This is a genomic window from Azoarcus taiwanensis, from assembly GCF_012910885.1.
GTDB classification, from domain to species: Bacteria; Pseudomonadota; Gammaproteobacteria; order Burkholderiales; family Rhodocyclaceae; genus Azoarcus_F; species Azoarcus_F taiwanensis.
Map to the genome: position 1 here is coordinate 1 of NZ_WTVM01000224.1, position 3,039 is coordinate 3,039.

Annotated in this window: 2 protein-coding genes and 1 pseudogene; all 3 read right to left on the minus strand. The window is 69.4% G+C overall.

Features of this window, described 5'->3' with window-relative positions; all coding sequences use genetic code 11:
- Positions 1-128 precede the first annotated feature (128 nt).
- Positions 129-1,859: pseudogene (gene traD, locus GPA21_RS19680) on the minus strand (type IV conjugative transfer system coupling protein TraD); the annotation flags it as partial.
- A gap of 10 nt (positions 1,860-1,869) precedes the next feature.
- Positions 1,870-2,382: an integrating conjugative element protein gene (locus tag GPA21_RS19685; protein ID WP_246262070.1), complete on the minus strand. Its 513-nt coding sequence runs from the start codon at positions 2,380-2,382 to the stop codon at positions 1,870-1,872.
- Positions 2,383-2,417: 35 nt separating this feature from the next.
- A complete protein-coding gene (locus GPA21_RS19690) occupies positions 2,418-2,999 on the minus strand; it encodes a lysozyme family protein (RefSeq protein WP_168989767.1) in 582 nt (193 codons plus the stop codon).
- Positions 3,000-3,039 lie beyond the last annotated feature (40 nt).

Below are 3,039 nucleotides of genomic sequence, written 5' to 3' on the forward strand. Positions count from 1 at the left end.
CCGCGGCAACTCCTATCGCCTCAAGGAGAAGCTCAAATCCGGACTCGTCCGCTCATTTGACGAGCAAACCCAACCGGGTGGGGAAATTTGAATTACCACACTGGGGAAAATTCGCTTGCCCTTGACACGGCGGTGGCGGTCTCGCGCACGCGCAGCATGAACAGGTTGTTGAAGTTGCCGATGACCTGGCCGGCCTTGGCGCGGTTGCCGATGCGCGCCTCAATGTCCGAGAGCGTCTGCGTGTAGGCCGTGACCTGCATGCCGGCGCCGCCGCCCTTGTTGATGAGGGGGACGAACTCGTCGCCCATCAGCTCGTTGAACTCGTCCGCGTGGACGTTGATCGGCACCTTGGCGTCGGCAGCTGCGCCCGGCAGGCCGTCGTCGATGCCGTGCTTGTAGATGTGACCGGCGACCGACACCAGGTCGCTGAACATGCTGTTGCCCACCGCGGCCGCCACTTCGGCATCCGACAGCGCATCCAGGCCCACGTAGACCACCGCGCGCTTGCGGATGATCTGCATCCAGTCGAAGATCGGCCGCGGGTCGGTCAGGTCCGAGTAGTTCGGCGCCAGTAGTTGCGCGATCTTCCCCGTGGTGAGCTTCTCCAGCAGCGGCAGCAGCGAGGCGACGATCTTGTCGAAGTAGGTGCGGTCGTAGCGGACCGCCGAGCGCAGGCCATCGAGCACCGGATCGTAGGTGCGCGCCTGCGACAGGTACTGCTCGATCGCCACCACGCGCTTCTCGCGCCCGACCATGTGGCGCGGGATGGTCTTGTCGTTCAGGCGCCCTTCGAACTGGACGATGATCTCCCAGGCCTTGGGCTCGGTCTTCGCGAAGAATTGCTGGGCGTACTCGATGAACAGGCCGTCGATGTTCACCACGTGCCGCTGGATCAGCAGGTAGTCCGGGCGCTGCCCCAGCTCGACCAGGGCGCGGGCGATGATGTTGACGAAGCGCCAGGCGAACTCACGAAACGCCGCGCTGTTGCCCTCGCCGGAGAGCTGGCCGGCGATGCGGGTGGCCACCTCGGAGATGCGCCCGAAGCGGCCCACGGCGTTGTAGCGGGCGCTGATGTCGGGCCAGCCGAGGTGGAAGACGTAGAACTCGCCGTCGCGCCCGGCGCGGCGGGCCTCGACGTACATGCGCTTGAGCAGGTCGGCATCGCCCTTGGGGTCGAACACGATCACGACCTCGTGCTCGCCGCCCATCTTGCGGCGGATGTCCTGGGTGATGAACAGCTCGGCCAGGCGGGTCTTGCCGACCCGCGTGGTGCCCAGCACCAGGGTGTGGCCGACGCGCTCGCCCAGCGGCAGCGTGACGTCGACCTCGTGCGGCTCGATGCCGTGCAGGCGTGGCAGGCCGCCCACCGGGGGCAGGGGCCGGGCCGGGTTGAGTGGGCTGTCCCAGGCCAGCACGCGCGCCAGCTTCGACAGCGGTGGCGGCGCGAACTCCAGCCGCGCTTCCAGCCGGCGCGCCATCCGGTAGAACGCCGTCGGCTCGGTGTAGCGGCGGAACTCGGGTTTGTACGTCTGCACCAGCCGATGCGTGTGCCGTTGCTCCCAGCGGAAGCCGCGACCGATGAACAGGCGGTGCTGGCTCACCGGCACGTCGCGGCTGGTCATCACGTAGCGCGGCAGTCGGCGGATGTTGCGGCGGTAGCGCAGGATGGCCCAGGCATCGCGCAGGCGGATCGCACCGAAAGCGAGGAATGCCAGCGCGCTGCCGAGACCCACCAGCGGATTCAGCGCGAGCGACCACGGTGCCACCACGCACACCACCGCGGCGCCCGCGCAGACCGCCACGGTGTATAGCTCCACCGCTGGCCGCAGCAGGACTTCGACGGCATGCGGCTGGGCCATGGTGCAGGCCTCACTGCTCGATGCCGGTGGCGGTGACCAGTACCGGGTAGTGACGCAGTCCCAGACGCTGGGCCAGTTCGTCGCCTGAGACGGGCGCCAGGGTCAGGCCGGGTGCCAGGGCCCGCAGCGCGGCCAGGGCCTGCGGCGATTCGACCTGTACCACCAGACCCACGGCGCCCAGGTCGCGCAGGGCCTGTGCCCGTTGGCGAAGCCAGGCGCGGGAGCGGTCGTCGTCGCCGACCAGGAACAGCGGGGTGAGCCCCGGCGCCTGGATCACCCGGCGAACCACGTCGCCCGGCGACAGGCTGGCCGAGCGTACCGGCAGCATGGCCGCTTCATCGAAGGGGCGATCCGGCATCCGAGGCAGCTCGATGCGTGGCGGTGGCGCGTCCCCGGCACGCGGCTGCAGGTCGAGCGCCTGGTAGTACGGCAACGCGGATGCGCCTCCGCGATCCTCGACGACGATCAACGGCGGCGACTGCGCGAGGACGGCAGGCGTCGCGGCGAGCGACAGCAGGCCCATCACCCACGGCACAGCCGAGCGGAAGCGATGGCGTTTCATGGCAAGGCCCTCCAGGTAGTGTGGTCCGGCACCGGTTCGCCGAGCACACGGGCAAGGTGCCGGCCGACGCTGTGGCGGTAGCGCGCGGCGGGTACGCCGCCGGCGGGCCGGTGGTAGCGACCGATCGTGACCAGCCAGTCCTGGTCCGGTGCGTGCTGCTCGCGCAGGATCTCCGCGGCGAGCTCGAGATTCCGGTAGGGATCGAGCAGTTCGCAGGGTTGCTCGTAGCGATGGCGCTGGTAGCCCAGGTTGATCTGGCCCAGGCCGGCGTCGATGCGGGTGGGCGGGACTTCACGCAGGGCCTGGTGCAGTCCGGCGCAGGCCTCCGCGCGGGTGGCAAAGCGGCGCGGGGTGCCGGCCACGTTGGGCGTCCAGGGCCAGGGCACGAGGCGACCGTTGAAGCGGGTGCCGCTTTCCTGCAGTGCCACGGCGTAGAGCACGGTCGACGGGATGCCGGCGCGCTGCGCCGCGATCTGGTAGGCCGGTGGCGGAGCCTCCTGCGCCTGCACGAAGCCGGCCAGTACGCTTCCCAGCAGCAGAAGCATGGTGTGGCAACGGGTCAGGGCTGCCGCTGCCATTGCCCACCGACTTGGCGCACGACGGCGGGCAACTCACCCT